The sequence below is a fragment of the Williamsia sp. DF01-3 genome, assembly GCF_023051145.1.
Lineage (GTDB): Bacteria > Actinomycetota > Actinomycetes > Mycobacteriales > Mycobacteriaceae > Williamsia.
Map to the genome: position 1 here is coordinate 2,100,926 of NZ_JALKFS010000005.1, position 24,919 is coordinate 2,125,844.

General features: G+C 63.4%; 39 protein-coding genes. 8 read left to right on the forward strand and 31 right to left on the reverse strand.

The window, feature by feature from the left end; genetic code table 11:
- Positions 1-26: 26 nt before the first annotated feature.
- From MVA47_RS12045 to MVA47_RS12075, 7 genes are all read right to left on the reverse strand, one after another.
- Positions 27-299 (reverse strand): hypothetical protein, encoded by a 273-nt coding sequence (locus tag MVA47_RS12045; RefSeq protein WP_247208106.1) that lies wholly within the window; start codon positions 297-299, stop codon positions 27-29.
- A complete protein-coding gene (locus MVA47_RS12050; protein ID WP_247208107.1) occupies positions 299-760 on the reverse strand; it encodes an HNH endonuclease in 462 nt (153 codons plus the stop codon). The genes MVA47_RS12045 and MVA47_RS12050 overlap by 1 nt, the downstream gene beginning before the upstream one ends.
- The gene (locus MVA47_RS12055; protein WP_247208108.1) at positions 757-996 is read right to left on the reverse strand and encodes a hypothetical protein; all 240 of its coding nucleotides are present in this window, start codon (positions 994-996) and stop codon (positions 757-759) included. The genes MVA47_RS12050 and MVA47_RS12055 overlap by 4 nt, the downstream gene beginning before the upstream one ends.
- Positions 997-1,252: 256 nt before the next feature.
- Positions 1,253-1,930 (reverse strand): hypothetical protein, encoded by a 678-nt coding sequence (locus tag MVA47_RS12060; protein ID WP_247208109.1) that lies wholly within the window; start codon positions 1,928-1,930, stop codon positions 1,253-1,255.
- Positions 1,927-2,304: a hypothetical protein gene (locus tag MVA47_RS12065; RefSeq protein WP_247208110.1), complete on the reverse strand. Its 378-nt coding sequence runs from the start codon at positions 2,302-2,304 to the stop codon at positions 1,927-1,929. Before MVA47_RS12065 ends, MVA47_RS12060 begins: the two co-directional genes overlap by 4 nt.
- Complete coding sequence (locus MVA47_RS12070; protein ID WP_247208111.1) at positions 2,301-2,612, reverse strand: hypothetical protein; 312 nt, start codon at positions 2,610-2,612, stop codon at positions 2,301-2,303. Before MVA47_RS12070 ends, MVA47_RS12065 begins: the two co-directional genes overlap by 4 nt.
- On the reverse strand, positions 2,609-2,869 hold the full coding sequence (locus MVA47_RS12075; protein WP_247208112.1) for a hypothetical protein: 261 nt from the start codon (positions 2,867-2,869) through the stop codon (positions 2,609-2,611). The genes MVA47_RS12070 and MVA47_RS12075 overlap by 4 nt, the downstream gene beginning before the upstream one ends.
- A gap of 619 nt (positions 2,870-3,488) precedes the next feature.
- Between MVA47_RS12075 and MVA47_RS12080 the strand changes: the two genes are divergently transcribed.
- Positions 3,489-3,671, forward strand: a complete 183-nt coding sequence (locus tag MVA47_RS12080) for a hypothetical protein (RefSeq protein ID WP_247208113.1) — start codon at positions 3,489-3,491, stop codon at positions 3,669-3,671.
- A gap of 94 nt (positions 3,672-3,765) precedes the next feature.
- Here MVA47_RS12080 and MVA47_RS12085 read toward each other — a convergent pair whose 3' ends face one another.
- The 23 genes from MVA47_RS12085 to MVA47_RS12190 form a co-directional block, all read right to left on the reverse strand.
- The gene (locus MVA47_RS12085) at positions 3,766-4,185 is read right to left on the reverse strand and encodes a hypothetical protein (protein WP_247208114.1); all 420 of its coding nucleotides are present in this window, start codon (positions 4,183-4,185) and stop codon (positions 3,766-3,768) included.
- Entirely contained in the window at positions 4,185-5,147 is a 963-nt protein-coding gene (locus tag MVA47_RS12090; RefSeq protein ID WP_247208115.1) for a site-specific DNA-methyltransferase, read from the reverse strand. Before MVA47_RS12090 ends, MVA47_RS12085 begins: the two co-directional genes overlap by 1 nt.
- Complete coding sequence (locus tag MVA47_RS12095; protein WP_247208116.1) at positions 5,144-6,463, reverse strand: DEAD/DEAH box helicase; 1,320 nt, start codon at positions 6,461-6,463, stop codon at positions 5,144-5,146. Before MVA47_RS12095 ends, MVA47_RS12090 begins: the two co-directional genes overlap by 4 nt.
- Positions 6,460-7,725 (reverse strand): DNA cytosine methyltransferase, encoded by a 1,266-nt coding sequence (locus tag MVA47_RS12100; RefSeq protein ID WP_247208117.1) that lies wholly within the window; start codon positions 7,723-7,725, stop codon positions 6,460-6,462. Before MVA47_RS12100 ends, MVA47_RS12095 begins: the two co-directional genes overlap by 4 nt.
- Positions 7,726-7,852: 127 nt before the next feature.
- On the reverse strand, positions 7,853-8,008 hold the full coding sequence (locus tag MVA47_RS12105) for a hypothetical protein (RefSeq protein WP_247208118.1): 156 nt from the start codon (positions 8,006-8,008) through the stop codon (positions 7,853-7,855).
- Between the two features lie 181 nt (positions 8,009-8,189).
- Entirely contained in the window at positions 8,190-8,585 is a 396-nt protein-coding gene (locus MVA47_RS12110) for a hypothetical protein (RefSeq protein ID WP_247208119.1), read from the reverse strand.
- A gap of 106 nt (positions 8,586-8,691) precedes the next feature.
- Positions 8,692-8,940 carry a WhiB family transcriptional regulator gene (locus tag MVA47_RS12115; RefSeq protein WP_247208120.1) on the reverse strand — a complete coding sequence of 83 codons (249 nt, stop codon included), beginning with the start codon at positions 8,938-8,940 and terminating at the stop codon, positions 8,692-8,694.
- A complete protein-coding gene (locus MVA47_RS12120) occupies positions 8,937-9,395 on the reverse strand; it encodes a helix-turn-helix domain-containing protein (RefSeq protein WP_247208121.1) in 459 nt (152 codons plus the stop codon). The genes MVA47_RS12115 and MVA47_RS12120 overlap by 4 nt, the downstream gene beginning before the upstream one ends.
- Positions 9,392-9,772, reverse strand: coding sequence for a hypothetical protein (locus MVA47_RS12125; RefSeq protein WP_247208122.1), 381 nt, complete (start codon positions 9,770-9,772; stop codon positions 9,392-9,394). The genes MVA47_RS12120 and MVA47_RS12125 overlap by 4 nt, the downstream gene beginning before the upstream one ends.
- Positions 9,769-9,912, reverse strand: a complete 144-nt coding sequence (locus MVA47_RS12130) for a hypothetical protein (RefSeq protein ID WP_247208123.1) — start codon at positions 9,910-9,912, stop codon at positions 9,769-9,771. Before MVA47_RS12130 ends, MVA47_RS12125 begins: the two co-directional genes overlap by 4 nt.
- Positions 9,913-9,977: 65 nt before the next feature.
- On the reverse strand, positions 9,978-10,931 hold the full coding sequence (locus tag MVA47_RS12135) for a hypothetical protein (RefSeq protein WP_247208124.1): 954 nt from the start codon (positions 10,929-10,931) through the stop codon (positions 9,978-9,980).
- A complete protein-coding gene (locus tag MVA47_RS27265) occupies positions 10,924-11,493 on the reverse strand; it encodes an NUMOD4 motif-containing HNH endonuclease (RefSeq protein WP_374474181.1) in 570 nt (189 codons plus the stop codon). Before MVA47_RS27265 ends, MVA47_RS12135 begins: the two co-directional genes overlap by 8 nt.
- Entirely contained in the window at positions 11,453-12,313 is an 861-nt protein-coding gene (locus MVA47_RS12140; RefSeq protein WP_247208125.1) for a PD-(D/E)XK nuclease-like domain-containing protein, read from the reverse strand. Before MVA47_RS12140 ends, MVA47_RS27265 begins: the two co-directional genes overlap by 41 nt.
- Positions 12,310-12,813 carry a hypothetical protein gene (locus MVA47_RS12145; protein WP_247208126.1) on the reverse strand — a complete coding sequence of 168 codons (504 nt, stop codon included), beginning with the start codon at positions 12,811-12,813 and terminating at the stop codon, positions 12,310-12,312. The genes MVA47_RS12140 and MVA47_RS12145 overlap by 4 nt, the downstream gene beginning before the upstream one ends.
- Positions 12,810-12,971 carry a hypothetical protein gene (locus MVA47_RS12150; RefSeq protein WP_247208127.1) on the reverse strand — a complete coding sequence of 54 codons (162 nt, stop codon included), beginning with the start codon at positions 12,969-12,971 and terminating at the stop codon, positions 12,810-12,812. Before MVA47_RS12150 ends, MVA47_RS12145 begins: the two co-directional genes overlap by 4 nt.
- A gap of 61 nt (positions 12,972-13,032) precedes the next feature.
- On the reverse strand, positions 13,033-13,443 hold the full coding sequence (locus MVA47_RS12155; protein ID WP_247208128.1) for a hypothetical protein: 411 nt from the start codon (positions 13,441-13,443) through the stop codon (positions 13,033-13,035).
- A 5-nt stretch (positions 13,444-13,448) separates the two neighbouring features.
- Positions 13,449-14,693: a DUF4816 domain-containing protein gene (locus MVA47_RS12160; protein WP_247208129.1), complete on the reverse strand. Its 1,245-nt coding sequence runs from the start codon at positions 14,691-14,693 to the stop codon at positions 13,449-13,451.
- Complete coding sequence (locus MVA47_RS12165; RefSeq protein ID WP_247208130.1) at positions 14,690-14,887, reverse strand: hypothetical protein; 198 nt, start codon at positions 14,885-14,887, stop codon at positions 14,690-14,692. The genes MVA47_RS12160 and MVA47_RS12165 overlap by 4 nt, the downstream gene beginning before the upstream one ends.
- A 242-nt stretch (positions 14,888-15,129) precedes the next feature.
- Positions 15,130-15,390 (reverse strand): hypothetical protein, encoded by a 261-nt coding sequence (locus tag MVA47_RS12170; protein WP_247208131.1) that lies wholly within the window; start codon positions 15,388-15,390, stop codon positions 15,130-15,132.
- Positions 15,387-16,112, reverse strand: coding sequence for a hypothetical protein (locus tag MVA47_RS12175; RefSeq protein ID WP_247208132.1), 726 nt, complete (start codon positions 16,110-16,112; stop codon positions 15,387-15,389). The genes MVA47_RS12170 and MVA47_RS12175 overlap by 4 nt, the downstream gene beginning before the upstream one ends.
- Positions 16,109-16,855, reverse strand: coding sequence for a phage antirepressor KilAC domain-containing protein (locus MVA47_RS12180; protein WP_281504717.1), 747 nt, complete (start codon positions 16,853-16,855; stop codon positions 16,109-16,111). Before MVA47_RS12180 ends, MVA47_RS12175 begins: the two co-directional genes overlap by 4 nt.
- A gap of 54 nt (positions 16,856-16,909) precedes the next feature.
- Positions 16,910-17,230, reverse strand: coding sequence for a helix-turn-helix domain-containing protein (locus tag MVA47_RS12185; RefSeq protein WP_247208134.1), 321 nt, complete (start codon positions 17,228-17,230; stop codon positions 16,910-16,912).
- Positions 17,230-17,901 (reverse strand): phage antirepressor N-terminal domain-containing protein, encoded by a 672-nt coding sequence (locus tag MVA47_RS12190; RefSeq protein ID WP_247208135.1) that lies wholly within the window; start codon positions 17,899-17,901, stop codon positions 17,230-17,232. Before MVA47_RS12190 ends, MVA47_RS12185 begins: the two co-directional genes overlap by 1 nt.
- Positions 17,902-18,105: 204 nt before the next feature.
- On the opposite strand from MVA47_RS12190, the gene MVA47_RS12195 reads away from it, so the two are divergent.
- From MVA47_RS12195 to crtI, 7 genes are all read left to right on the forward strand, one after another.
- On the forward strand, positions 18,106-18,882 hold the full coding sequence (locus MVA47_RS12195; protein WP_247208136.1) for a helix-turn-helix transcriptional regulator: 777 nt from the start codon (positions 18,106-18,108) through the stop codon (positions 18,880-18,882).
- A 62-nt stretch (positions 18,883-18,944) separates the two neighbouring features.
- Positions 18,945-19,388 (forward strand): hypothetical protein, encoded by a 444-nt coding sequence (locus MVA47_RS12200; protein WP_247208137.1) that lies wholly within the window; start codon positions 18,945-18,947, stop codon positions 19,386-19,388.
- Positions 19,385-19,633: a DUF3263 domain-containing protein gene (locus MVA47_RS12205; protein WP_247208138.1), complete on the forward strand. Its 249-nt coding sequence runs from the start codon at positions 19,385-19,387 to the stop codon at positions 19,631-19,633. The genes MVA47_RS12200 and MVA47_RS12205 overlap by 4 nt, the downstream gene beginning before the upstream one ends.
- The gene (locus MVA47_RS12210; protein WP_247208139.1) at positions 19,620-20,204 is read left to right on the forward strand and encodes a DUF2510 domain-containing protein; all 585 of its coding nucleotides are present in this window, start codon (positions 19,620-19,622) and stop codon (positions 20,202-20,204) included. Before MVA47_RS12205 ends, MVA47_RS12210 begins: the two co-directional genes overlap by 14 nt.
- Before the next feature lie 435 nt (positions 20,205-20,639).
- A complete protein-coding gene (idi, locus tag MVA47_RS12215; RefSeq protein ID WP_247208140.1) occupies positions 20,640-21,215 on the forward strand; it encodes an isopentenyl-diphosphate Delta-isomerase in 576 nt (191 codons plus the stop codon).
- Positions 21,216-21,253: 38 nt separating this feature from the next.
- Complete coding sequence (locus MVA47_RS12220; protein WP_247208141.1) at positions 21,254-22,171, forward strand: phytoene/squalene synthase family protein; 918 nt, start codon at positions 21,254-21,256, stop codon at positions 22,169-22,171.
- Positions 22,168-23,763 (forward strand): phytoene desaturase family protein, encoded by a 1,596-nt coding sequence (gene crtI / locus MVA47_RS12225; RefSeq protein ID WP_247208142.1) that lies wholly within the window; start codon positions 22,168-22,170, stop codon positions 23,761-23,763. The genes MVA47_RS12220 and crtI overlap by 4 nt, the downstream gene beginning before the upstream one ends.
- Positions 23,764-23,803: 40 nt before the next feature.
- Here the strand turns inward: crtI and MVA47_RS12230 are convergent, their stop codons facing one another.
- A complete protein-coding gene (locus tag MVA47_RS12230; RefSeq protein ID WP_247208143.1) occupies positions 23,804-24,919 on the reverse strand; it encodes a polyprenyl synthetase family protein in 1,116 nt (371 codons plus the stop codon).

The window sequence follows — 24,919 nt, forward strand, 5'->3', positions numbered from 1 at the left end:
TCGACTGTGGCTGATCTCTGTCGGCATCATCCTCGTCGTCCTTGTCTCGCTGTCCATCGGTCGAGTTCACCCTCGGTGACCCGCATGCCGATGTCCTCGGCCAGTGCATCGAACACCTCGGTGGGTGTGCCGGTCGCGGCTGCGATGGCGTCGAGCACGAGCTGTGGTTCGTTGTCGGGGATGGGTACGGGTTCGAACCCGACGGTGGTTTTGTCGTCGGTCCACAGAACCCCAGCGGCTGGTGTGCGGACGTTGGTCCATCGGCCAGGGCCACGTCGAGAAGGGGCGGACGCTGCCATCAGGCCGCCCGCCGGTCAACGTCGTTGAAGGCATGAAGCCTGTTACGTGTGGCTACGACCCACGCTTGGGCCTCTTCTATTGTCGAGAAGTACTGACGGTGTAGCTTGCCGTCGTGAAGTACGCGGCCGCGCCAGCACTTGCCCTGCTTGTGGTAGTCAACGCCCCTCACCCCGGAGCGGGCCGTGGTCGATCCAGTGTGATTCTCGATGTTCTGCTTCGGGGTTGCCAGTCGCAGGTGGTCGGGATTTACGCAATGCCGCACGTGACAGATGTGATCAACCAGCATTCCAGTGGGAATCGGGCCATGGTGTAGCTCGTACGCAAATCGATGAACACCTACCTGGCGTTTGCTGACCCGGAACTTGCCGTACCCATGTGAATCCCGGGCACCTAGCCAGAGCCAGCAGCCATCACCTTCAGTCCTGATGAACTTCGCGGCGAAGCGTTCGGTGGCGTTCATCGCGCGTCGATAACTGCCTGTCGCACGAAGCAGTCCTTCGCCTCGAGCAGTTTGCGTAGGCCGGTGGTCAGCTCGGGTCCGTCACCCAGCAGGCCAACTAGGTAGGCCGCGGCCTCGGCAAGCTGCTTGCTCACCTCCTGTAGATGCGGCGGCAGGTGCTCGTATTCGAACAAGTTCAGCAAGTGCGTCGTGCCGGGATGGCGAGACTCGGGCGTTGCGTCCACGTCGACCTCCATCGAAGTAGGTTGGCCCGCCTGCACTCTGGGGTGCCGATGCTCGGGGAAGCGACGGGCCAAGTCCTGCACCGCAGCGCGCAGCAACACCCTCGCCCGGTGTGAGAGCTGGGGTCATGGGATGTGCTTTGTCCGTCGAAAGGCACGAAAGCCCGGAGGTCACGTGCTGCGGTGAAGATGAGAATGGCCGCTCGCTGGTGAACCCAGGGCGGCCGACAGCGATAGCGTACCGCAGACCCCTGACGTAAGGCCAGATCTGTCAAGCACGGTTGCGTTGGGCGTGTCTCTTGTGCGCGTCGAGCACGTCACCGAGCCGGTAGAACCTCGTGCCGGTATCCGGGTCCTCGGAGACGTGGGTGAGTCCCGCCTGCTTGCATAGTGTTCGCATTCGCCTGGCGTTCAACCCCTTCCCGACCTTGTCGAGTTTGTGAGCCAGCTTCTCGACGGTGGCGACGGTGACGATCTGCCGGTTCGCTTCTTGCACCATGGCTTCGTCGATGGTGTATTCGCGCTCGGTCGTGTTCATGGATCGGGCGCATCGGTCGACGATGCGGCACAGCTTCTTGAAGATCTCTGCGCCGTCTTCCATGACTGCAATGGCGATGCGGTAGCGAATGAGCCACTTGGCCAACGCGGTTGGGTATGCGCTGCCTTGGTAGCTGAGCCCGCGCACTTCACAGATGTGGCGTACGGCGGTGGTTAGCTCGTTCTGTAGTTCGTCGAGGAGTACCTCCACGTGCAGGCCGTATGGTTCACGCGGTCCGGGCTGGGGCCGGCGGATACCTAGCCCGTTGTCGCTGGTGCGGGACTGTCCGTCGGTGAGGGAGATGGCCATCCTGCGTTCGAGGTCGGTGACCTCTTCGAGCTTCTCCTTGAGGTAGTCGAGCTCGGCTCGGGTGACGGTGAGATCGTCGGCGTTCGACTGCTGCTGGGTCACTGCGTCACTTCGATTTCCAGCCACAGTTGGCCCTTCCCGGTGGTCGATTGGTGGTGGATCTTCGGCATGCGGTCGGTGACGAATCGGGGGTCGTCGTCTTCGGTGAGTCCGTAGTCGACGAGTCCGTCGACGCATGCTTTCTGTGTGGGTGTGAGGTTGATCGGGTCGGCGGTGCGGTGGACGCGCGGCGCGTAGTGGAGCTGGACTATTGCGTGAGAGACGTTGCGCGGCAGCTTGAGTGACTTGGCCAGGTAGTAGGTTGCTGACCGCACGCCACGAGTTTCGGCCGCCTTCTTGTGTCGGTTCATCCGCTGGTTGAGCGTGAGTGGTGGCGTCTCGTACGGCAGGGGGATGGTGAGCGTCGGCGCGGTCACAGGGTGATCACCGACAGGATGACGTCGCCGAGCTGTCGGAGGCGTTTGCCGCAGCCGCCGCATTGGCGTCCGTGTCGGCAGGCCGAGGCGAGTTCACGTTCGATCGACTGGCGGAGTGTCTCGAAGCATTCGCTGCAGAGGAGCGCGCTGACGTTGTCGCAGGCGTACAGGTCGTTGTCGCGGGGTGCGTGGTAGCGGATGCGGAGGTTGGCCGGCGGGGTCTCGTCGTGGCAGGTGCACTCACACTGTGGCGACTCGTCGAGGGATGCGACGTCGAGCGGGGCGACGGAGTGGGTGGGGACGCTCATGCCTGCCTCGCTTTGGCGAGTTCGGCTCTGGCTGCAGCGCGTGCTTCTTGCCGCCTGGCTGCCTCTCTCGCTGATTCTCCGGCGTTTTCCGTGCCGGAGGTTGTGTCGGGCTTCTGACGTTTGATGTGGGGCATATGCATCGGCTGCTTCGAGATGACGTTCACGCAGGGATCTCCTGGTCCGGTTTCGCATTCGGGTTCGGGGCAGGCCCGGGTGATGGCGTTGCCGATGAGGTAGGCGTCAGGGATGTCAGTCATGCCGACTCCGTCTGGGGGTGGGTGCATTTGACAGCTGGCTCGACATCGATGAGCCACTCGAAGTCGTCGCAGAGCGGGCAGTTCGCCGCTAGTGCGCGTCGGACGCGTTTCGCTTCCTCGGCGATCCTTGTCCGTTCGGTGTCCCAGGCTTCTCGTCCTTGCCTGGCGTCACGGCACGCGCCGCACGGCGGCGGGAAGGTCTCGTTGATGTGTTTCGAACATTTCGAGGGGGGCGGCTGACCCTCGTAACGTTCCCCACTTACGTAACCCCCTCTGGAGTTGGAGTAACAGGAGTAGGAGGTGGAGTGCGACCACCCTTGGAGCCAGGGTTAGAGCCAGGATGGCCGTAACCCTTAGCGGTGGGGTTAGAGGCAGGGTTGGCGGTGGGGTTGCCGCCACCGTTGGGGCCGGGGTTGTACGGGGGTATCGAGGTGGGGTCGATGGCGTTCTGGCTGAGCATGTTCGCGACTGCCGGCCTCGCCCAGGATGTCGATTCGGGGTGTTTGGTGGCGAGTTTCGCGACCTCGAAAACGATGACCCCACGCAGCGTCCTGGAGGCCAAATCGCCGCGCGCATTCGCGACCGTGACCGCCATGTTCGGCGTCCTCCACAGCCCGTCGTGCTTGATCCAGGACCGGAGAAGGAACTCCTCGGTCTCCGTGTCGACGAACAGGAACAGTCGCTCGGACAGCTCGATGGCAGCGAGCTCGATGTCGTCGGCCGTCCATTCCGATGCGCGGTTCGCGAGCCGTCCCGGGTGCCAGGGGCGGCGCCGCAGAACGACAGTTGCGGCGCGGTATAGAGCACGAAGTACAGGTGTTGTGCTCGCCAGCTGAGGTCGAGCCAGTCGTCGTCGCCCCAGATGTCGAGGTTGACCCTCGCGTGGTCACGTGCCATCAGGCACCGGTCCTTTCTGCTGCTGCGAGGTCTGCGGTTCCCCACTCGCGGTACAGCCGCCGACGTTCGGACGATGTCAGTAGGACGGCCCGATCGACTACAGCGATGACCCGGAGCTGCTCGGCGCAGTAGCTCTCGATGGTGTCCTCGGTGGACGGTTCAACGTCGCCGATGGCCTCGACGCGGTAGAGGTCACCGCGGCCCCATAGCGAGGCGTAGTGCTTCGCGTAGAGCCGGTTGGTGGTGGCGTAGACGCGGTCGGATCGCTGCGAGGGTCCGTCCATGCCCTGGTGCGCTTCACCTTTCGCCCGGGCCTCGCACCACGGGCAACCGTCGTGCGCCTGGCGATCGTGACCGGGCGCGATGACATCGCCCGGACGCAGGCCGGGGACGCCGCCATGGAAGAGGCGGGTGAACATCAGGACGCCTCGACGTCGAACAGGTTGGGCGCGTGCAGCTCAGCCTCCAACCGGGTGAGGTTGTCGACTGCCGTCCGCCAGTAGCTCGGCTTGAGTTCGATGCCCACGGCTCGGCGCCCGCGCTTCACGGACTGGTAGAGCTCGGACCCGATGCCGGCGAACGGGGTGAGGACGAGTTCGCCGGGGTTGGACCAGAGCCGTACGCAGCGATCGATGAATCCGAGTTGCAGCGGGGCGATGTGTCGTTCGTCGGCGCTCTCGCGGGCTACGCGGACGTTGAGGGTGTCGGTTTCCTTAATGCCGTGCCAGACGGGGCACAGGCCGCCGTCGTCGGTGAGCCATCCACCGGCGTGCGTGTCGGCCCAGATCGGGGAGGCCCATTCGATCCAGTCGTCGTTGGTGACTTCGCCATTGGTGACGTCGTGCGGGATGCGCACCGCGTTGTCGCCCGGTTTCTTGAAGACTAGGAGGTAATCGGCCATGGCGGGCCTAACCCGGGCGGAGTCGCGGTCCTTGCTGGCGAACGCGAGTTGCTGCGATTTGGTGCGGATCGACTGTGCCTGTGGGTCTTTCCAGACGGTGACCTCGCCGAAGAATATCCAGCCGACATCTTGGAACAAGCGTATGACGTCGCCTCGGAAGTCGGTCAGTCCGATGTACCCGTCGACGGCCTTCTTGGTTGCGATCTGCTGGACGTGGACGCATGCGATGCGGCCGGGTTTGGTGACCCGCAGTTGCTCGTTGACGATGAACCTGTAGTGGTCGAGGAACTCGACGCGGCTGGATGAGTTGCCGAGGTCGCGCAGCGATGGGCTGTACGTGTAGAGGCTGTCGAAGGGTGGTGAGCAGATACTCAGATCGACGGTGTCGGTGTCGATTTCGGCGAGCCTCTCGCACGAGTCGCCGAGCATGAGGTGCCAGTTCTGCCCGCGTTCGTCTGCGGTTATGTAGTCCTCGGTCATGCTGCGACCTCCTGTCGTGCGCGCTGCATCTCAGCGACGAGCGCGGTGGTGATGTCTGACGCCTGGCGTTCTTTGCGTGCGACGTTGGATGCGATCTGTGATTCGAGTTCCGAGAGCACGACGTGGGCGCGGACGATCTCGGTTTGGCCGTAGCGGTAGCAGCGCCGAATCGCTTGGTAATACTGCTCATAAGAGTCGCCAAGACCGACGAATGCCATGCGGTGACAGTGCTGGTAGTTCAACCCCTGGGATGCGATCTGCGGCTTAGTGATCAGTACATCGAACTCACCGTCGGCGAACGCCATGAGCAGACGAGCCTTCTCGTCAGCCGGAAGTGCGCCGTGGACGTTGACTGCGCCCGGCAGGGCGGCAGCGAGCGCGTCTGCTTCGGCGTTTAGACCGCACCAGAGGATCCATGGACCTGGGTCGGCGGTGACTAGCGCTCTCGCTCTCTCGACGCGCTGGGTGAGGGTCTGGCGCCGGACCTGTGCGCGGCCCGACACTCCGCCGAGCTCCGTCGCAAACAGCTGGTCAGGCGAGTCGACCTCGACCGGGATGAGCTCGGGAATGATATCCAGTCCGGGCAGGATATATCCGGTGTCATCGCCGCCCATGTCGGATGGTCGGGTGAGTGCGATTGCCCACTGGGCCATCCACTGCATCATCGGCGCCTTGGCGTGGCCCTTGAGTCGCCAGCCGTCGTTGTCGTGGATGAAGTACGCGGCGAGCATGTGGGTGCGCGTCATCCGGCCGAGAAACTCCGCCTGGTTCGTCAGTTCCTCCGGATCGTTGGGCGCCGGCGTCGCCGAGCACGCGAGCCGGAACGGAACCGCCTTAAAGTGCTCGATCAGGAGGGTGCGGGTCTTGCCGTCCGACTGCTTGAGGATGGACGATTCATCGAGGACGACGGCGCAGAACAGGTCTGGTTTGAAGTGCTCGATCATCTCGTAGTTGGTGACGTAGATGATCGAATCATCCGGCACCACATCGGTATCCGTGCGGACGTACTGGATGGCATTGCGGGTGATTCCAACCTTGGCGCCCTCGCGGACGGTCTGCGCGCACACCGCGAGCGGGGCCACGATCAGCGCTGGCCTGTTCGATTGCTTGGCCAGCTGCCATGCCCATTCGAGTTGCATCATCGTCTTGCCGAGCCCGGTGTCAGCCCAGATCGCGGCTCGCCCAACGCGCAGCGACCACTGGACGATCCGGGCCTGCCACTCGTGAAGAGACGGGTGTAGATCGCAAACCGGAACGTCTGGCCCGGGCGCGTTGGCCCGATGCGTCTTGCGGGCGAGAAAGTCTGAGTAGCTCATGCGGCCACCACCATCGATGTCAGCTCGCCCAGCGAGGTGTACGCCTGTGGTGGCACCACGCCGTTCCCGATCGCTCTGAGTTGTTCGTTGCGCGTCAGTCCGATTGCGGGATCGGTGACCCAGCCAGCAGGGAGGAACATCATCCATTCGGGGAACGCGGCCGACAGGCGTGGGTTGCCTTTGGTGTTCGGTTCGGTCGGGGGTGGCGCGGTCCGGGATAGCGCCTCTTGGCGGGCAATAGCGGGCGCGTACTCACCCCACTCGGACTTGATCGCTATGGCGGTCGCGAGGTCGTGCCCACCGGAGTCAGGGCGGTTCATCCGGGCGAAGTCGGGGCCGGCCGATGCGAGTTTCGCCTCCGGAGTCGGCAGTAGGCGCATCACGGCCGACGGCAACATGAGATCGCCGGAGCTGCCGCGCTGGTTCGGGCCACCCTTCGTGCCGTCGGTGGCCCTGGGCGTTGGCAGGAGTTTCCCCTCCGCGTACGCCTTCGCCACTCCTGGCAACAGCAGCTCATCGGAACGCGCTCCGGAGCGAGTGAGGTGGCCACCTGTGCCGTCAGCGACGGACGGGGTGGGGAGGAAGCAGAGGACGTCAGCTAGGGACACCTGATGGCCACCGGCGCGACGTTTGGCGGGGTCCTGGCCGGTATCCCTCCGATGCTCCCCAAGGTTGGCATGCGGCGTCGGGAGCAGCGCTACAGGTTCCTCACGATCCCATCCAGCGACGGCCGGACTTTCGCTCCGGGGCTCGGTGATTGGTTGCTGCCATACGGTGTCGCGGTCGGGGTCGGTAACAAGGATGAAGAGTCGCTCTCGGCGATGGCAGGCCCCGACGTCGGAGGCTCGAACAGACACCCACCGGACATGAAGCCCGTCCTCGGCACAGTCTCCGAGTACTCGATCGAACCCCATAGACCGATGTCCGGCCACATTCTCCAAGACCGTGAATCGTGGTCGTAGATGGCGAATTGCTTCGCGGACGTAGGGCCAGAGGTGTCGTTCATCGTTGGTTCCTTTGCGTCGCCCAGCGGCGGAGAATGGTTGGCACGGGTAGCCGCCGGTGAGGATGTCGACCGGCTCAACGTCAGCCCAGTCGATCGCCGTGACATCACCGTGGTTCGGGACACCAGGCCAGTGGTGGGCCAGCACCTTCGACGGCGCAGCATCGTGCTCGACATGCCATGCGGTGGTGGCGTCGAAGAACGCCTCGCACGCGATGTCCAGGCCGCCGTAGCCGGAGAACAGGGATCCGATTCTCATGTCGACGGGTCCTCCCATACGACGCCGCAGCCGCAGATGACAGCGGGCGGCTGGGCGCCGTTCTGCCGGGGGATCTGCCAGTGCCGCAATGCCCAGCGGTGCCAGCACATCTGGAGGTAGGCAATCATCACGCCCCCTCGATCTCATGTGTGATGCTGGTCGGTGCGACGCCGATCTCTTTCTCTACGGCGGACTCGACGGGCCAGACGAGGTCAGTGGCGAGCGAGTCGGGATCCCAATCGGGATCCATCGGGATGCGAACTTGCAGAACAAGATCAGGCATTGCTATTCCTTTCCGGCGCAAGCGATGTGCATTTCGCGCCCGGCTACGCGTTGGACTTGGGTGACGCCGACTACCCAGGGCTCGCCGCATGCGTCGCAGGTGCCGGGGTGTCGGGCGATGGATGGTCGCCGGCTACCCGTTCGGCCGCGGTACAGGGCTGGGTCTGACCGTTGACGGGGGGTCATGTCGGTGCCCCAGCTCGATCCCACGACCCCGTATCGAGGTAGTCGGTCTCGTCGAGTTCCCACACCTGGGCGTCTGGACCGAGCCCGTCGAGGACGGTGTCAGTGCGGCAGTCGGGGCACCGATAGGCGTGGACATTCCCGACAAGGTGGCGTCCTCGTCGGAGGCGGGCCCTGCCGATCGCGACGACGGGGTTGGCGCTCTCCGGATCGGTCCACACGGTGCCGCGGTTGACCAGTGCCGCAGCCTTCGTCCCGCATGCTCTGCAGCAGGTGGGCTTCGGCGGTGGGCACACGAAGACGTCGAGTTGCGTTTCCCAGCCATGCCATTCGACAAGGTGTCCGTCCCAGCGGGGTGGTAGGTCGTTGTCCCGGGGGAGTGGCAACTGAGTCATGATGGGCTGTCCACGGTCGCGAGGAAGATGCCGAACGCGACGGCGCTGACACCGAGGGCGACTGCTACGAGGCCGGCGCGGATGAACAGGCCGTAGTGACGGGTGGTCATGACTTGCCTGTCCGTCGTAGTGTGGCCCGTTCCTGTTCCGTGAGACCGCCCCAGATGCCGTACTTCTCACCCATTCCGGCGTCGAGGCATTCAGCTGTCACAGGGCAGTCTTGGCACGTCCTTCTGGCGAGGCGCTTCTTGCTGGCGGGGGCGTCGGTGGCCGGAAAGAACGCGTCGGGGTAGACCTCTCGGCACTTCGCACGCTCGGTCCACGGGGCGGTGTTGATCAACTCGAAGATCCTCATGCGGACCTCGCTTCGCCGTCGACGAGCCGATCGGTCCACGCCAACAGTTCCTGTGGCGAGTAATTATCGACCGGGACCATCGCCGCCAGGGTCACCACGAGGGTCTTCAGCTGGTTCGGCGTGATCGTGCCCAACTCTGACCAGACGACGCGCGGGTCGTCTTCGCGGACATGGTTGGCCATCGCGACCGCAGCCGGGACAGCACCGTCGAGCAGCCGACGGCGCTCGGCCTTACTGGGGGCGTCGATGGGGCCGTCATCGGCCATCGCTGGGTCGAACTCCTTGGCCCGCAGCCGACACACAGTCCGCTCGCTGACACGCAGGACGCCGCTAATCTCGTCGGCCGAGTAGCCGCGTTCGGTCAGCCGGCGGACCGCGACGATCCGTTCCGGGTGGGTGAGCTTCACTTGTTCCCCGCGGAGAGCGCGTTGTACTGCGACCTCGTCATAGCTCACAGCTCGACCTCCTCGGCGCTTGCCGCTCGGTCAGCCAACTCCTGCGCGAAGCGCTGCGATCGAGTACCTGGCCCGCACCGCCAGGTATGGCGAATGACGCGCTCCGCGAACCGGTATGCCTCGGGCGAATCGAGATCGGGGAGGTGCGTCGGTTCGGGTGGAAGAGCAACAACGGGCAGTGAGGCGAGTGCCGCGACCGCGGCGTCGACCTGATCGTCTGTGCCAACGATGGCGGCCAGGCTCTGCGCCATTGAGATCGCCGCGTGCAGCTGTCCGATCGCGAGACTCTTCTGGACCTCGTACGCGTTCTCCGCCTCGGGGGTCGCCGCGTGGACGGCACGACGCTCCGCCTCGGCGAGGTGATCGACGGTGGTCATTTCGCGGTCTCGCCTTCGATTGGAAGTTGCTGCCCCTCGGCGAGCTCGCGATCCTCGGCCTGTGAGCGCTCCAAGAAGTCGATCAAGCTGTGCGCCTCGTCCGCGGTGAGCTCGTTAGATGACTTGACGTTGCGACGCAACTGCTCCGACAGCCATGTGAGCTTGGCCGGGCGTTCGGTGACGCCCTCCTCCTTCAGGAGGATGTTCAGCTTTGTGACCTGGGCTCGTGAGATGCCGCCACCGGCGTCTCGTCTGGTTCGGCGTCCGACTCGGCGACGGCAGGAGCCTCGTCCTGCTTCGGTTCCGCATCCGGTTCGGGTTCGCTGGCCGGTTCCGGTTCCGGCTCCGCGACAGGCTTGATGATGTCGTCAGTGGACACGGCGCGAAGTGGCGGGAACTCCTCATCCCTGATCGCATCCCCCGCCTTGATCGATCGGTAGACAACGCCCATCCTGGCCACATCGGCTGCTGTCCAGGAACCGTGCTGGCGACCGAGCTTCGTCTCGATCTGCTCTGTGCTGACGTTGATCGTCCTGAACGCGTTGACCATCTTGTCAATCCGAGCAGGGAGCGGTTCGCCCTCGCCGTGCTCGAGAGTGGCTTCGCAGATGTCAATGGCCTGCTCAGCGAACCAGCGGGGGAGCACAGTGCTGATGCACTCACGGACGGCGCGGGCGCCGATGTTCTGGTTGTTGAGGTAGATGTCGCCGAGGTCGATGAGCTTCTGCCTGTTGCCGGCCTTCATGCGAGCATGGGGAACGATAAACGTCCTGGTCGACCTGGTGTTCGTCTGAATATCCCAAGCGAAGGCCTGGATCTCGGACTCCTCGGCGGCGTCGTCGCGCCGGAGTTCACGGACACCGTAGTCGAGGTTGCCCCAGATGCGAGCGAGCTCGCGCATCAGGTGCACAGATGGGCCGTTGCCACGGTTGGGGACGGCATAGAAGGCGGAGTTCGCCATGGACAGCCGACCGCACACGTCTTTCATCTCAGCCTCGGCCCGGCTCATATCGCGGGGGACCTGTTGGGCCACAACAACAGCGGCCTGCACCTCGGCGATCGCACGTTGCTGCTCGACGGCGGTGGCCTGACTGATCCTGGTGTTGTTGCCCGAGCCTGGGAGCGCGGCGAGTGGCTGATACTTCGCGGGACTAGACATTGGTTGCCTCTTTCGTTCGGTTGAGTCGGTACTGGCGAGCGCGGTCCGCGATGCAGGTCTTGCAGCAGCGGCCCTTTCGGGAAGAGCCGCCGACTTTCGGGTACGTGTAGGTGTTATCGGGCGTGAACTCGTGGCCGTGTTTGCAGTGGGTCTTTCGCGCCGCCTGATGAACGCCATGTCGAACCTGATCGACGGTGTTCTCGGAAGACGTTCCCCAGTGCAGGTTTTCGATCCGGTTGTTCGTGTGTACGCCGTCACGGTGGAGGCACACGCACCCCTCGGGGGGCGGTCCCGCGAAGGCCAGTAGGGCTAACCGGTGGACAGATCGTGACTTGCCGACGCCATGACTAGAAAGTCTCACCATGAGGTGGCCGGTCGACAGGGGAGCTGGTCTCAAAATCCGTTCATGTTGAACACGTTGCGACCCGCCGCGGGCGGCAACCAACCTGCGCATGCTGCGAACCCGACCGTGCGACGAGACCTCGTACTGCCCTTCGTACCCGGCGATGGGCCGCCATTCTTCACTGGGCATTGAGCAACCCCGCTGACTGGTAGTAGGCATACTGGGGGATGTTGACCAGGTGGATGTGGTCGCCGTAGGACGGCCACGTATCGGTCGCCATGCAGTCGGCGAAGAGGCGGATTGCCGCGCGGTTGAGGTCGCGGCCGAGTGCGATTGCTTCGGGGTCAAGCTCGACCACGCTGACCAGGTAGGGGGCGACTTTCGATTGAACGACAAACAGGAACGCTGCGTCGGCGAGTCCGTTCGCCTCCAGTCCGTCGAGGTAGAAAGGCGCTTGCTGGTGGTAGCCGAAATCAGCTGCTGACTTTCCGAACGCTGCTGGCTGCGCGCTTTTCGCGGTCGTCTTGTAGTCGACGCACAGGGGCCTGCCCGTGGTGGTGTGAGTCAGCCAGTCCGGCCGGCACCGCAGCCGTGATCCGGTCTCCGGGTCATCCCAATACATCGATAACTCAGGGGTCCCGTTCTCGAGCAACGCCGCTGCCACCGGGTTCCGCTTCACTGCCGCAGCCATGGCGTGCGCTTTGGCGTAGTCCTCGGACTTGAGTGGGGTCTTGCCCGCGGCCCGGGCCGCGTCGCGTGCCTCCTTCGAGGCCTTCGTGGCCCAGGAGTCGAAGCCGACGTCCACGAGGTCCGCACCCTTGCCGAGCACGAGTGTGTGTGCCGCGTGGCCGAACTCGAACTCTGTCTTGATCTCTGGCGGCTGGTCCTGCTCGTAGCGGAAGATCGCGGGGCAGCTCGGCGGCAGCAGCTTTCGGGCGCCGGACGAGGAGAGTGAGTTGCGGTCGGCGTGGTAGACGGCGTCCGGAATATCCGCATAGATCCCGACCTCAGTGGGCGCGGTCGCAGTTGCCAGAGTCATACCCGCGCCTCGAATCGGCCTGTGACGGCATTGTTTTGGATGCCTTCATAGGCTTTGGGACGACGGTTCAGTGACTGCTGGGACGCTGTTGCCCAGTGGCAGTTCTCAGGTGAGTACGGGCCGTCATTGTCGATCCGGTCGATGCTGTACTCGGCCCGTCCGTTCGACTTTCCGCCGGGGCGCTCACCCATGTCTGCGACGAATGCCCAGAAGTCGTTCAGCCACCGATCGCACACATAGATCCCGCGACCGCCGTAGTTGGCATACCGGTGTGTCGGCCGTGAGCACCGAGCGATCATGTCGGCGTGGATCTCGCGCAGCGGATGCGCCGCGATACCGCCGCGGTAGTTGGGGTTGTCTGGACCTGTCCTTACCGGCCGAGACTTCACCGAGCAGCTGTAGCCGCAGAAGCGGTTACGAGCGCTCGGGAACTGCACGACGAACGACTCGCTGCAGTACTCACACACCCGGGTGCGCTCCTCAATTGTCGCCTTCCTCATCGCATCGCCTTCCGGTTGACGACCTCGGCGCAGCCATCACACACACCGGTGACGACATTGACTGCGAGGGTGGGGGATTGGCGATAGCAGATGACGCACTCGAGTTGCGTGATCGCGGTGCCCTGGGTTGTTGGAGTGGTCTCCTGATGTTCTGTCATCTCCGCCCTTTCCTTTCGTATTGGTCCGTCTGCCTCGCGGCGATGGACAAGAAGGGGCGAATCAGTCAGCGACGTAAGCCCACTCGCCAGCGAACTCACGCTGACGCCGAACCTCGTACGTCCCCGGCAACACCTCCAGATTCCCGTGCTCCTGATGCGACACCAGCGCCGTCGAACCGTCCGGGACGGTGAGCTTCCCCAGCAGCACATCCCCTGCGTCCCGCGCCGTGTGTGGTTCCCAGAAGCACGGGCCGTTCGGGTGCAGCGTGTGGGTGTTCGCTGATGCCTCGGACGCGACAGCCACCACCGTTTTCGCCATCGCGGTTTCGGCGGGCTGCGTGGTAACGCGGAGCAGAAGAACATCACCTTGGGCAGCCACGCGGTCAACCTGGGGGACTTCGGCTTCGTGGTCGAGGTAGTCGAACACGGACTTGCCGGTGATCTCTACAGATTCACTCAGAGTGAGTGTCATGATTTCTATCTCCTTACCTGGAGCTGCGCGTAGGCAGCGGTTGGGATCCCGTAGAGGTCCGCGGCAGCGGCTACAGGGTCTTCGTGATGGCCTGGGACGACCAGGCCAAACTTGTGGATCGATCCGTCTCGTTCGGGGGAACCGTTGGTGCACAGGAGGATGCGGGCATGTTCTTCGTAGAGGTCGCGGAGGTTATCGGGTAGTTCCCACAGGCTGACGGTGTGTGGTGCGTTCCCGGGGTCGGGGCGGGTGTCTCCGATTTGTGTCATGTCGGCGGCTTCGATGAACTGGTCCCAGCCCATGCGTTCGATGGCGCATCGTCGGACTTCGGCGTTCTTTTCGGACATGATTCGTTTGATGTCCCAGCCGGTTTCGATGAGGTCTTCGGGGACGCGGGTTCCGTGCCATAGGTAGCCTTTGAAGCCGTCGCGGTAGGCGAACGCTGGTCCGGTGGCGTTGTGGAGTCGGCCGTCTTTGTCGCGTGCGATGAGGGTGGGGCGGTCGGTGATGACAACGGCGCCGGCCATGGGCCACCACCAGTCTGCGTTTCGTTCGACTTCGATGAGGCCGTTGGCTTTTGAGGTATCGATGCCGAGTTGGGCGAAGGCGTCACAGAAGCTGAGTACTCCGATTTCCCATCGACCGATGACGTAGGTGTTCCAGTTTTTGACCTGGTCCGACACCTGGTCCCACACCTGGCCCCGCACCTGGCCCGACACCTGGCCCCACACCTGGCCCCACACCTGGCCCGACACCTGGCCCCACACCTGGTCCGACACCTGGTCCCACACCTGGCCCCGCACCTGGTCCCACACCTGGCCCCACACCTGGTCCGACACCTGGCCCCACACCTGGTCCGACACCTGGTCCCACACCTGGCCCCGCACCTGGTCCCACACCTGGTCCCACACCTGGCCCCGCACCTGGTCCCACACCTGGCCCCACACCTGGCCCCGCACCTGGTCCCACACCTGGTCCCACACCTGGCCCCACACCTGGCCCGAATTCGGGGCGCTCAGCATGGAACGCAAGAAACCCTGACCCAGGGCGCCGGCGAACGGTGAATCCAGCCAGATCACCAGACGAGGCGGCTCGAGACCCGCGGCCTCGTAGGCCTTGCGGACGCCCGCCTCGGCGGCAGCACGGTTGGCGGGTTCGGTGGATAAGCCGTCGCGAATCCACTGGTCCCGGATCTGAGGTAGGAGTGCGGCTTGTTCGGGGGCGAGCGTGTTGAGCTTTGTGATGGTCATATCGCGATGCCTTTCTGCTCGACCCACTGACCTTTATGGATGGTCGGGCTCGGGAAGTCCGCATCGTCCACCGATCGATAGGCGACCGCGGGCTTCGTCGTGACGACGGCAATGCCGACGAGCACGGCGATCACCAGCCCCACGACGGCCAGGTACATCGCGAGCGTGGACAGGAAGACCATGAAGCTGAACATTGGGGGAGTGCCTTTCAGGAGAGGGAGTATGGACGGGGCGCGCGGAGCAGTAGGGTTAGAGCCTGGATGCCAGAACGGGTTTGGTCGTCTTCTCCTCGCTTCCCTTCTTTCCGGTCTCCTGGACGGCCTTCACGAGCTAAGCGAACTTCTTCGTCGCCTCGGTGTGGGCGCGGCCGCCAGCGTGCTGCATCAGCACAGCTGCGAAGTCCTGTTCGTTGTTGTCGGACATAGTGATTGCCTCCTCAGGTGGACTTGCGTTTGATGGTTCGAGATTTGAGGGAGAGGCCTGATGCTCGGGGCTGCTCGAGGCCGTGAGTCTTGGTGGAAGAGATATCGATCGCTTGCTGTACCTGTGCTGGCGTCACTCGCCATTCGCGAGACGGCTTGGCTCCGGGCCAGATGCCGGCGGCGAGGCGACGCTTGTAGTGCTCGACCGAGCAAGGGATCAGAGCGGCGGCTTCCTCGACCGACATCGTCAGGGGCTTCGTTTCGGTGTCGCTCATGCGGCACCGCCCGCGATGGCTTCTCGATATGTAGCCAGGAGATCATCTCGATTTTCTCGGAGCGCCCAGACTTCCAACTTCAGCACCTGGGTCTCAACGATCGTTTTGGCAACTCTGCCAACCATTTTGATATAGCTGGAGTCAAGTATGGAGTCTTCGTCGCCGTCGGTCGCTTTCGCTAGTAATGCGACCATCTCCATTACTGAGTCCGCGCTGTCGTTGGGTCCCATCATCTCAATGGGCTGATCAAACAATTGGGAGAAGTCGCTGAACAACATCGACAGCACTGGGGGAACATCGGGGGTTTTTCGGTCGCCCATCCAGGCGTCCACCATGGCCTTGGACCGGCGCCTGTCTTCTTCCTCGCGGAGGGTCACTTCCGCCTCGCTCCACGCCGTGGTTGGAAGCGATTGCGCGTAAGCGGTTGTGTCCGAGAAAGAGCCACCTGTGAAGTATTCGGAGCCAGCCGAAAGCGTTGCCACGGAATGCATGTGAGAGATCAGGTCTCTCTCATTCGCCTTGTATTCAACGTGATGGCGGGACAGCCAAACGTTGACAATTCGGATCCCAAACTTTGCGGCGTCGTCCCGATGTGCTCGGATTCGGTGACGAGGTCTGCGGGTGCGACCTACCTTGATGGTTCGATCGCTGAACTGGATGACATAAAGGTGTCCGTGATAGCTGGGAGCATTGGGAATAAGGACTGTGGACGAAGTACTCATTCCGCCACCTCAGTCCCGGCGTTCAGCTTCTTGCGGAGGAACTCGAGACCCATCGGCCGGACCGTTGTCGTCGCAGTCGGAATAGTCTCGCCGGTCTTGCGGTTTTTGTACGTTCCTGGTGTGACCTTGAAATGGTGCTCGTAACGCTGGTACGGGAGGTTGTTCCCTTGGAGGATGCCGAGCCGGCGAAGGTCACGCATCATCACGTTCCTGCCCCAGCCGAGCATCTTGGAGGCGGCGAGGAACGAATACGTCCCGTCAACCTCCATCAGTTCGTCAAACGCTTCGACCTTCGGCTTGTCAGCTTCAACCTTGGCGGTGAGCGCAGCGATCTTCCGGTTCTGGATCGTGAGCGCGTGCAGCACGATCTCGTCCTCGGACATCGGGAGGGCGGCGGGCGCACCGAACGAACCGGTTCTGCGGATCTCGGGGAGAACAGTGCCGGTGATCCACCGGCGGAACTTGACTGCCTCCGGCTTATCGGACCTTATGACGACCTCGTACATGCCGGACTCGTTGACAACGCCGATGTTCTGGCGCCCGCCAAGGGTGTCCATCGAGCGGACACCCTTTTGATCGTCCGCCAGCCGCGCCGCGACGTTGCGCGTGTTGGTGATGTCGAGCACTTTGCAGAGGTCAACAAGGACGAACCAAGGCTCGCCGTCGATGACGACGGTCCTGACGACGAACCCACCGTCGTATTGGAAGGGCAGAACTTCTGCCGTAGTATTTGTCTCAGACATTGAGTCCTCCTAGAACTCTTGTTGTGAACCCGCCGCCTGCACGCGGCGGGTTTTTCATGCGGCGGGGTTGCCCTTGAGTGCTTCAGCAATTTCTTCGGCGACGATCTGGCGGATTAACTCGCGGAGCGCGATGCTGTTGCCGTCGGAGTCGGTGTTGCGGTGACGCTCCAGAACCGAGACCGGGCAGTTGAGCGTGACCGCGAGTTTCTTGAGCTGGGTGGCGTTCGGCCAGCGGTGTCCGCCTTCGAGGTCGGACAGGTAGCCGAGCGAAATCTTGGCGTCCTTCGCCAGATCCGCGAGCGAGTAGCCGTCCTTGGTGCGAACTACGCGGAGTTCGTTCCAGACACCGAACTCACTGATTCGCTTCTGTCCCATCAGGATTCGATCCCCTCGTACAGTTCGGCGTCCATTGCGATTTCGTACTGAGCCGACGCTGCGTCGCCAAGCACCTTGCGGGTCTCGACGACCTTGCGGGTCAGCTCGGGCAGGACGTGGGGATGGATGGTCCATGCGGAGCCGGTGAACCAGAACCAGTTGCGGTAGGCCTTGCGGGGTGCGTTGGTCTGCTTGAGTACGCCGCCGTCGCGGAGTGCGCGGGTGATGTCTGCGACGTCGAGGTCGATGCCATAGCGCTGGCGCATGAGGGCGGATAGCTCATCCCACGTGACGGTGTTCGGCAACGTCTGGTGGTGGCGCGCACCAGTGAAGTGGGCCTCGATGACGTCGGCGACTTCTCGCTGGTAGTCGATGAGCTTTGGGCGCACATGCTCGGCGACCCGCGAGACGGGGATGGTCGCGAGAGCCATGAGGAACGACCGCAGGTCGGCGGTCACCATATTGCGGACCTTGCCATCTCCGGCAACCACTGCTGTTACAGCGGTGGTTGCCCACGGCTGCTTGTGGATGTTCGCGATCTGTCGATCGGCATCCACGCCGATTGCTTCGAATGCGGGTTTGAGGATCACGTGTGGGCGGTCGTTGACCTTGACCGCGTAGATCATGTCCCCGTGGAACTGGATGGGGACGAGTGCTCCCGAGTAGTCCATGCGGGCCTCCTTGTGTCTGAACCGGAGCGATCCGGTACGCACGAACGTAGCGCGTCCAGACGCGAAGCGCAATACAACGGGCGCAGAAGGGACGAAAGGATGTCCTGAGCAGGCGTGTTCGAAAATTACATGCGTGTAACTGCGAAACGCTGAGGAAAGTGCGAAGAGTGGACTTCGCACCATTGCGCGCTACAGACTGAGCAGGTGAGCGAACTTGATCCGCCCCCAGAGGCGCTATTGATAGAACGACTGCGTACTAGTGCACGTCCGAAGCTTTCGATCAGGGCTGCTGCCGAAGCTGCTGGGATGTCAGATGCGCGCTGGCGTCAGATCGCCAAAGGGCACAACCAGGCGTCCAGAGATGTTCGCGTTCCTGCGCGTGCGCCTGATGACACCCTGGCCCGGATGGCGAGGGTTGTCGGCGCAACGCCCGATCAGCTGCGCGAGGTCGGGCGCGAGGATGCGGCCGACGAGCTCGAACGTCTCACCGCCGCGGCTTCTGCAGCAACGACGACGATTACCGCCTCCACGCAGGCAGACGGATTCGTCATGCGCCCTAGCGACTGGCGACAGTTCGAAGGTCAGACAACTGAGAGGTGGGCGGACATCGGCACCCTTCAGGCTCGACTAGCGAAGCTGCCGATGGCGGCGCTCCTCTATATCTCAACTCTTGTAGACCTAATCCTGATCGACATACAGCAAGGAGACTCCCATGCAGAACCAGTCGCACCTACCACTGATCCGGCGGCCTCGACGCCGCGAGCACAAGGCGCCCCGCACCAGGAGGGCCATGCTGGCGACGGCCAGCAGAATGACAAGCCTGAGGGCTTGACGGAACCAAATCAAGGCGCACAGCCTGATGCTCGGCGCCAGTCTGACTATGACCTCGTGCATCGCACTCGTGACCCACGGGTGCCGAAAGAGATCCCCGACGAATCCGACGCGGCGCCAGACGAGGAGGGCCCAGAGTTCGGCGCGTAATGACATGACTGTAATTCATTGTTGCACAACGGATTGTCAGACCCTGCCGCTACACATTTTGCATGGTTACGAAACTTCGGTGGCATCCCTGGCGCCACGCACGCGATCACTACCCTCACGTCACGATCAACTGTCAACATCGCCTGTACGGCGACAAGATGGCGAGGACCGTCGGCGACGATGTGGACATCTGCTCGTCATCGTCACAGGCCGAGCGCCGCTGCAGCCTGACTCACGAGATGATTCACATCGAGCATCGTGGTCGCGAGCACCCAAAACCGGAGGTCGAGGAGCGGCTCGTTGAGCTGGAGGCAGCACAGCGTCTGATCACCATCGACGACCTGATCGATGCACTTGTGTGGCTGCGGCATCCGACGCCGGCCGAACTGGCCGAGGAGCTGTGGGTGGATGGCACAACACTGTTGTGCCGGATGGAGAATCTTGACCCGATCGAGGTGGCTCAGATTGAGGCCGCCACCGAGGGCGACTGGAGCTGGCGACCATGACGGACCTCGAGCGGGCGATCCTCGACTTCGAGGCGCGATGGTGGCAGCAACGCGGGAACAAGGAGGCCGAGATAGTGCGGCGTTTCGAGATGTCGGCCATTCGTTACGCGCAAAAGCTGAACCAGATACTGGATAATCCAGAGGCGCTCGCGTACAACCCGATTCTGGTGAATCGGCTGCGGCGTCTACGTTCCCAGCGGGTCGCAGCCCGCGTGCAGAGAAGAGATTTGCGTGGCCAAGGATGACTTTTCGATCAACCCGAAATACCGCCGTCCTGGTTGGTATCGGGACCCACTCCCCGAATTCGATGGCCAGCGTTATTGGGATGGCGACGAATGGACAGCACAAACGCGGCCCCGTCCGGACGGCGTTCGTTCGTCAGCGTCAGGTACGCGCACCGGTACGAGCAATACGATCGGCTGGGTCGTAGCCAGCGTCATTGGCCTCGCGCTCCTCATCTCAGTTCTTGTAGGCGCCGGGTCCGGAGGTGACGACGAGGATGCGGACGCAGCGCCCGGCAATGTGGGCGACACGACGACCGCATCACCAGCTGACCCGGTCGCCAGTAGTGACGATGACGAGACGGCGAAGAAGGCCTGCCAGAACTCGGTCAAGAATCAGCTCAAGGATCCAGACTCGGCGGAGTTTCGGTCAGTCAAGATCACGTCCCGTGACCCGGCGCAGGGGTGGACCGTGGTCGGTGAGTTCAACGCGAACAACAGCTTTGGCGGCAAGGTCGGCTACACGGTATTCACCTGCTCGGCCACGATGAAGGACTCGGAGACAGTGACCGCGACCGCGGTACTCATGGAGTAAATAGACGCCCGGTCTATTGTTGCCTCAGGCAACACGCCCGGAGGGTTTTCCCAGGTGGATCGATATTCTGGCATCATCGTTGGGAGCGCATTCGTGCAGGTAAACCGGTGTTTTCCCAGGTAACACAAGGGGTTCGATTCCCCTTAGCTCCACAGAAACACCGGGCCGAATAGGCGCCACTTACCTCGAAACGCTCCACCTACAGGTGGAGCGTTTCTGCTTATGTGGAGCGTTTTGCTCGGATCAGCCGCTCGAGGAGTGACCAGGGCTCTTCCTGGGTATCCGACGACAAGCAGCGTTCGGTCCAGCCCGCGATCTCCCGGCTGTGCGCATGTCCGAAGGGGCCAAAAACTTCTTCTGGTCGAAGACGTCCGCTCTGTGGGCGGTTCCGAATACCAGGAGAGGAACATACACACCCGAAAAGACGAGGTATGCATGACCGACGACTTGGTGGTTTTGGCAAGCGCTGACGGGCGTCCGTGTGGAACGGCTGACCGTGCGACCGTGCACACCTCACACACACCCCTGCATTTTGCATTCTCGTGCCACGTGATCGACGAGGGCCGCCTGCTGATGACCCGGCGTGCACTGAGCAAGCGGACATGGCCCGGCGTGTGGACCAATTCTTTCTGTGGGCATCCGCGGCCCGGTGAATCCGTCGAGGACGCGATCTACCGTTACGCGCAACGCGAGCTGGGCATCGATGTCGAGGATCTGCGTTGCGTGCTGCCCGAGTTCCGCTACCGGGCCGTCGATTCCAGCGGCGTGGTGGAGAACGAGATCTGTCCGGTGTTCGTCGCGAGCCCGGTGGGGGCGCTGCGGCCGGACCCGGACGAGGTCGCCGAATACGCGTGGTCCGACATCTCCGATGTGTGGGCAGTTGTCGAACGTGCGCCGTGGGCCCTGAGCCCATGGTTCGTCGAACAGATCAGGTCGATGCCCGCACCCGACCCCTACGGTCTCGACGCACATCCCAACTGGCTGCGGGCGCAGATGGAGGTCAACCGATGACCCTGCGAGCCGGTGGACCGAAAGCGAGGGCGAGTCGAATGGTGCAAACACGTGGGCGCATGGATGCGATGGCGCCGTATCTACGGTACGACGCGGCAGCCGACGCCAGTGCGGCGCTGGTGATCCGTTGCTACTCTTCGTCTTTCGGTCTCGCAACCCGAATGCTTGGTGGGCAGGTGCGGCAAGACGTCCGCAACATCTACGCATTGGTACGGATAGCAGACGAAGTGGTGGACGCCCCTCGGCCCGGCCAGGACGGCGTCGACCGGCTGGTGGAGCTCGACAAGCTCGAACAGGACACGTTCGCCGCGATCGAAACGGGATCGAGTGCCAATCTTGTTGTCCACGCGTTCGCCAGGACCGCTCGTCGAGTCGGGATCGACAGGGAACTCGTCGCGCCGTTCTTTCATTCGATGCGCACAGACCTGCAGCGCACAAAGCACGACTTCGCGAGCCTCGGAAGCTACATCTACGGCTCGGCTGAAGTGATCGGCCTGATGTGCCTGTGCGCATTCGTGGCCGGTGAACCCAACCCCTCCGGTCGCTACGCGGAACTGGCCCCTGGCGCCCAGCGCCTCGGTGCCGCATTCCAGAAGATCAACTTCCTCCGGGACTTCGGCGACGACAGCGACGGACTCGGACGGCAGTATCTTGTCGGCCTCCAACCCGACGACCTCGACGAAGAAATCTGGGGCAGCTGGCTCGACGACATCGAGATGGACCTGGCCGCGGCCGCGGAGGTCATTCCGCAGCTACCACGAGGCTGCCGCGTGGCAGTGTGTACCGCACACGACCTGTTCGCCGAACTGACCCGGCGCCTGCGGGCGACGACGGCGGCGCAAGCTCGGCTGACCAGGGTGCGCGTGCCCACGCCGGAGAAGGCGCGCATCGCGGCGAGAGCAGCGCTGCGCCGTGGGCGACCTCACGACATCGATACGGAGAACAGCTTCAAGTGACCGCACCATCGAAAAAAGTAGTCATCATCGGCGGTGGTGTTGCGGGGCTGGCCACCGCTGCCCTGTTGGCCCATGACGGCCACGACGTCGAATTGGTCGAGAAGAACGATGATCTCGGTGGCCGTGCCGGTTCCTGGGAGCATGAGGGATTCCGTTTCGACACCGGGCCGTCGTGGTGGCTGATGCCCGAGGTGTTCGACCACTTCTTCGACCTGCTCGGGACATCCACCGAGGAGCAGGTCGACTTGGTTCGTCTCGAACCGGGCTATCGGGTGTTCTTCGAGGGCGCCGACGAGAAGATCGATGTCGAAGGTGACGAAGAACGTAACCGGGCACTGTTCGAGAGCATCGAGCCAGGTGCCGGAGCGGGATTGGGCGACTACCTCGACTCCGCCCGGCATGCCTACGACATCGCCGTCAAACGTTTCCTCTACACGAGTTTCGATTCACCGCGAGCCTTTCTCGGCCGAGACGTGCTGCGCAACGCGCCAAAGCTGGCCGAGCTGCTCACCAGGTCCTTGCAATCATTTGTCTCGCAACGATTCTCGGATCGACGACTCCAACAGGTTCTCGGCTACCCGGCGGTGTTCCTCGGGTCTTCCCCGGAACGCACCCCGGCCATCTACCACCTCATGAGCTGGCTCGATCTCGCTGACGGGGTCCGTTACCCCGACGGGGGTTTCACCACGTTTGTCGAGGCGCTGTCCAGGCTGGCGGCCGACAACGGGGTGCGACTGCACACCGGTACGGCTGCGACCGCAATTCTCACCCGCCCGCGGGCCGATGGCAGGCGGGGTCGCCGGGCAATCGGGCGACGCCGCGACGAGGTTGTCGGGGTGCGGGTCGCCGACGGCCATGGGACTCAACGAGATATCGCGGCCGACATCGTCGTGGGCGCCGCGGACCTGCATCACGTGGAGACCCGGCTGTTGCCGGAGCATCTGCAGACGTTCCCTCAACGGTGGTGGGACAAGGCGACTTCGGGGCCCGGCGCTGTCCTGGCGTATCTGGGTGTGCAGGGGAGCCTTCCTGAATTGGCTCATCATTCGCTGTTCTTCACCGACGACTGGACAACCAACTTCGACGCGATCTTCGAGTCCCCGACGCACATGCCGGATCCCGCATCGCTGTACGTGTGCCGCCCGTCCGCGACAGACGACTCGGTGGCGCCCGCAGATCACGAGAACATCTTCATCTTGGTGCCCTCGCCTCCGGATCCCGGTCTGGGACATGGGGGCATCGACGGAGCCGGCGCTCCCGACATCGAGAAGGTCGTGGACCAGGCTGTTGCGTCGATCGCCTCGTGGGCGGACATCCCGGATCTCGCCGAGCGGATCGTCGTCCGGCGGTCGGTGGGGCCTGCCGACTTCGTCGACAACGTCAACTCGTGGTCGGGTGGTGCACTCGGTCCGGCGCATACGTTGCGGCAGAGTGCTTTTCTGCGCGCCACCAACCGCTCCCGCAAGGTCGAGGGCCTGTTCTATGCCGGGTCGAGTACCCGCCCCGGCATCGGTCTGCCGATGTGTTTGATCAGCGCCGAGCTCATCCGCAAACGCCTCAAGGGAGACCGGACCGTCGGTCCGTCACACTGACGTCGGCCCGTCACGCCGACACGCGCATCGAAGAGATCGCTCAGGCTTGGCGCCAGACACACTTTTTGATGAGGGTGGTCAGAGCCTGCCGGGTCACGGCGTCCACCGGCAGTGCGTGCACGATTTCCATTGCGTCGCTTGTGAGTTCACCGATCCGCGCTTCGATGGCCTGATCGGCACGGGTGTCGGTGAGCACCGAACGCACGGCCTCCAGGTCGGCGTCGGTCAGTTCGGGATTGCCCAGCGAGCGCCTGAGGATGTCCTTCTGTGCGTTGTCGGCACGCGACTCGGCGACTGCCATCAGCAGGGTGCGCTTGCCCTCACGGACATCGTCGATCGCAGGTTTCCCGGTGATCTGGGGGTCACCGAACACACCCAGGAGATCGTCACGCAGCTGGAAGGCTTCGCCGGCGGTCAGCCCGATCTGGTCGTAGAGGTGCAGGAGCGTGTCATCGGCGCCGGCGATCGCGCCACCGAGTCGGAGCGGATGGCTGATCGTGTACTTGGCGCTCTTCAATCGGAGGATGAGGTCGGCGCGGCGGCGGGAGGTGGCGGACTCGGTCTGGCTGAGCATGTCGAGGTATTGGCCCGCATAGGCCTCGTCGCGCATCTGCGACCAGATGGCTCGAACCGCGCGGCGTGACCGCGGATCGAGAGTGTCGGTGGCCATCGCGGACAAGTCGTCGGACCACGACAGGCACATGTCGCCGACCAGGATGGCAGCCGCCGAGCCGTGTTCGTCACCGTCGCCGAGTCGTTGCTGTCGCGCGTGTTCGGCCGTGAAGTGGCGGTGCATCGTGGGCAGGCCGCGCCTGGTGTCGCTGTTGTCCATCAGGTCGTCGTGCACGAGTGCGGCGAAGTGGAAGAGCTCGATCGCCGCTGCCATCTCGGCGACGCCGGCAGCCAGTTCGCCTCCGGTCACACCGTATGAACCCCACATGCAGAACTGAGCGCGCAACCGTTTCCCGCGGTCCAGGCTGTCGGTGACGGCCGTGGCCAGGGGTGTGACCTCCGCGCTCAGATCACTCATCGCGGCCGAGTGGTCGGAGACATGGGCGGTGAGCACGGCGTTGACAGCAGTGACGATCTCGTGGCTTCGGTCCTGGAGCAGATCGTTCGAGATCGGCGCCTCGGTGTGTTGATCTACTGACGTCAT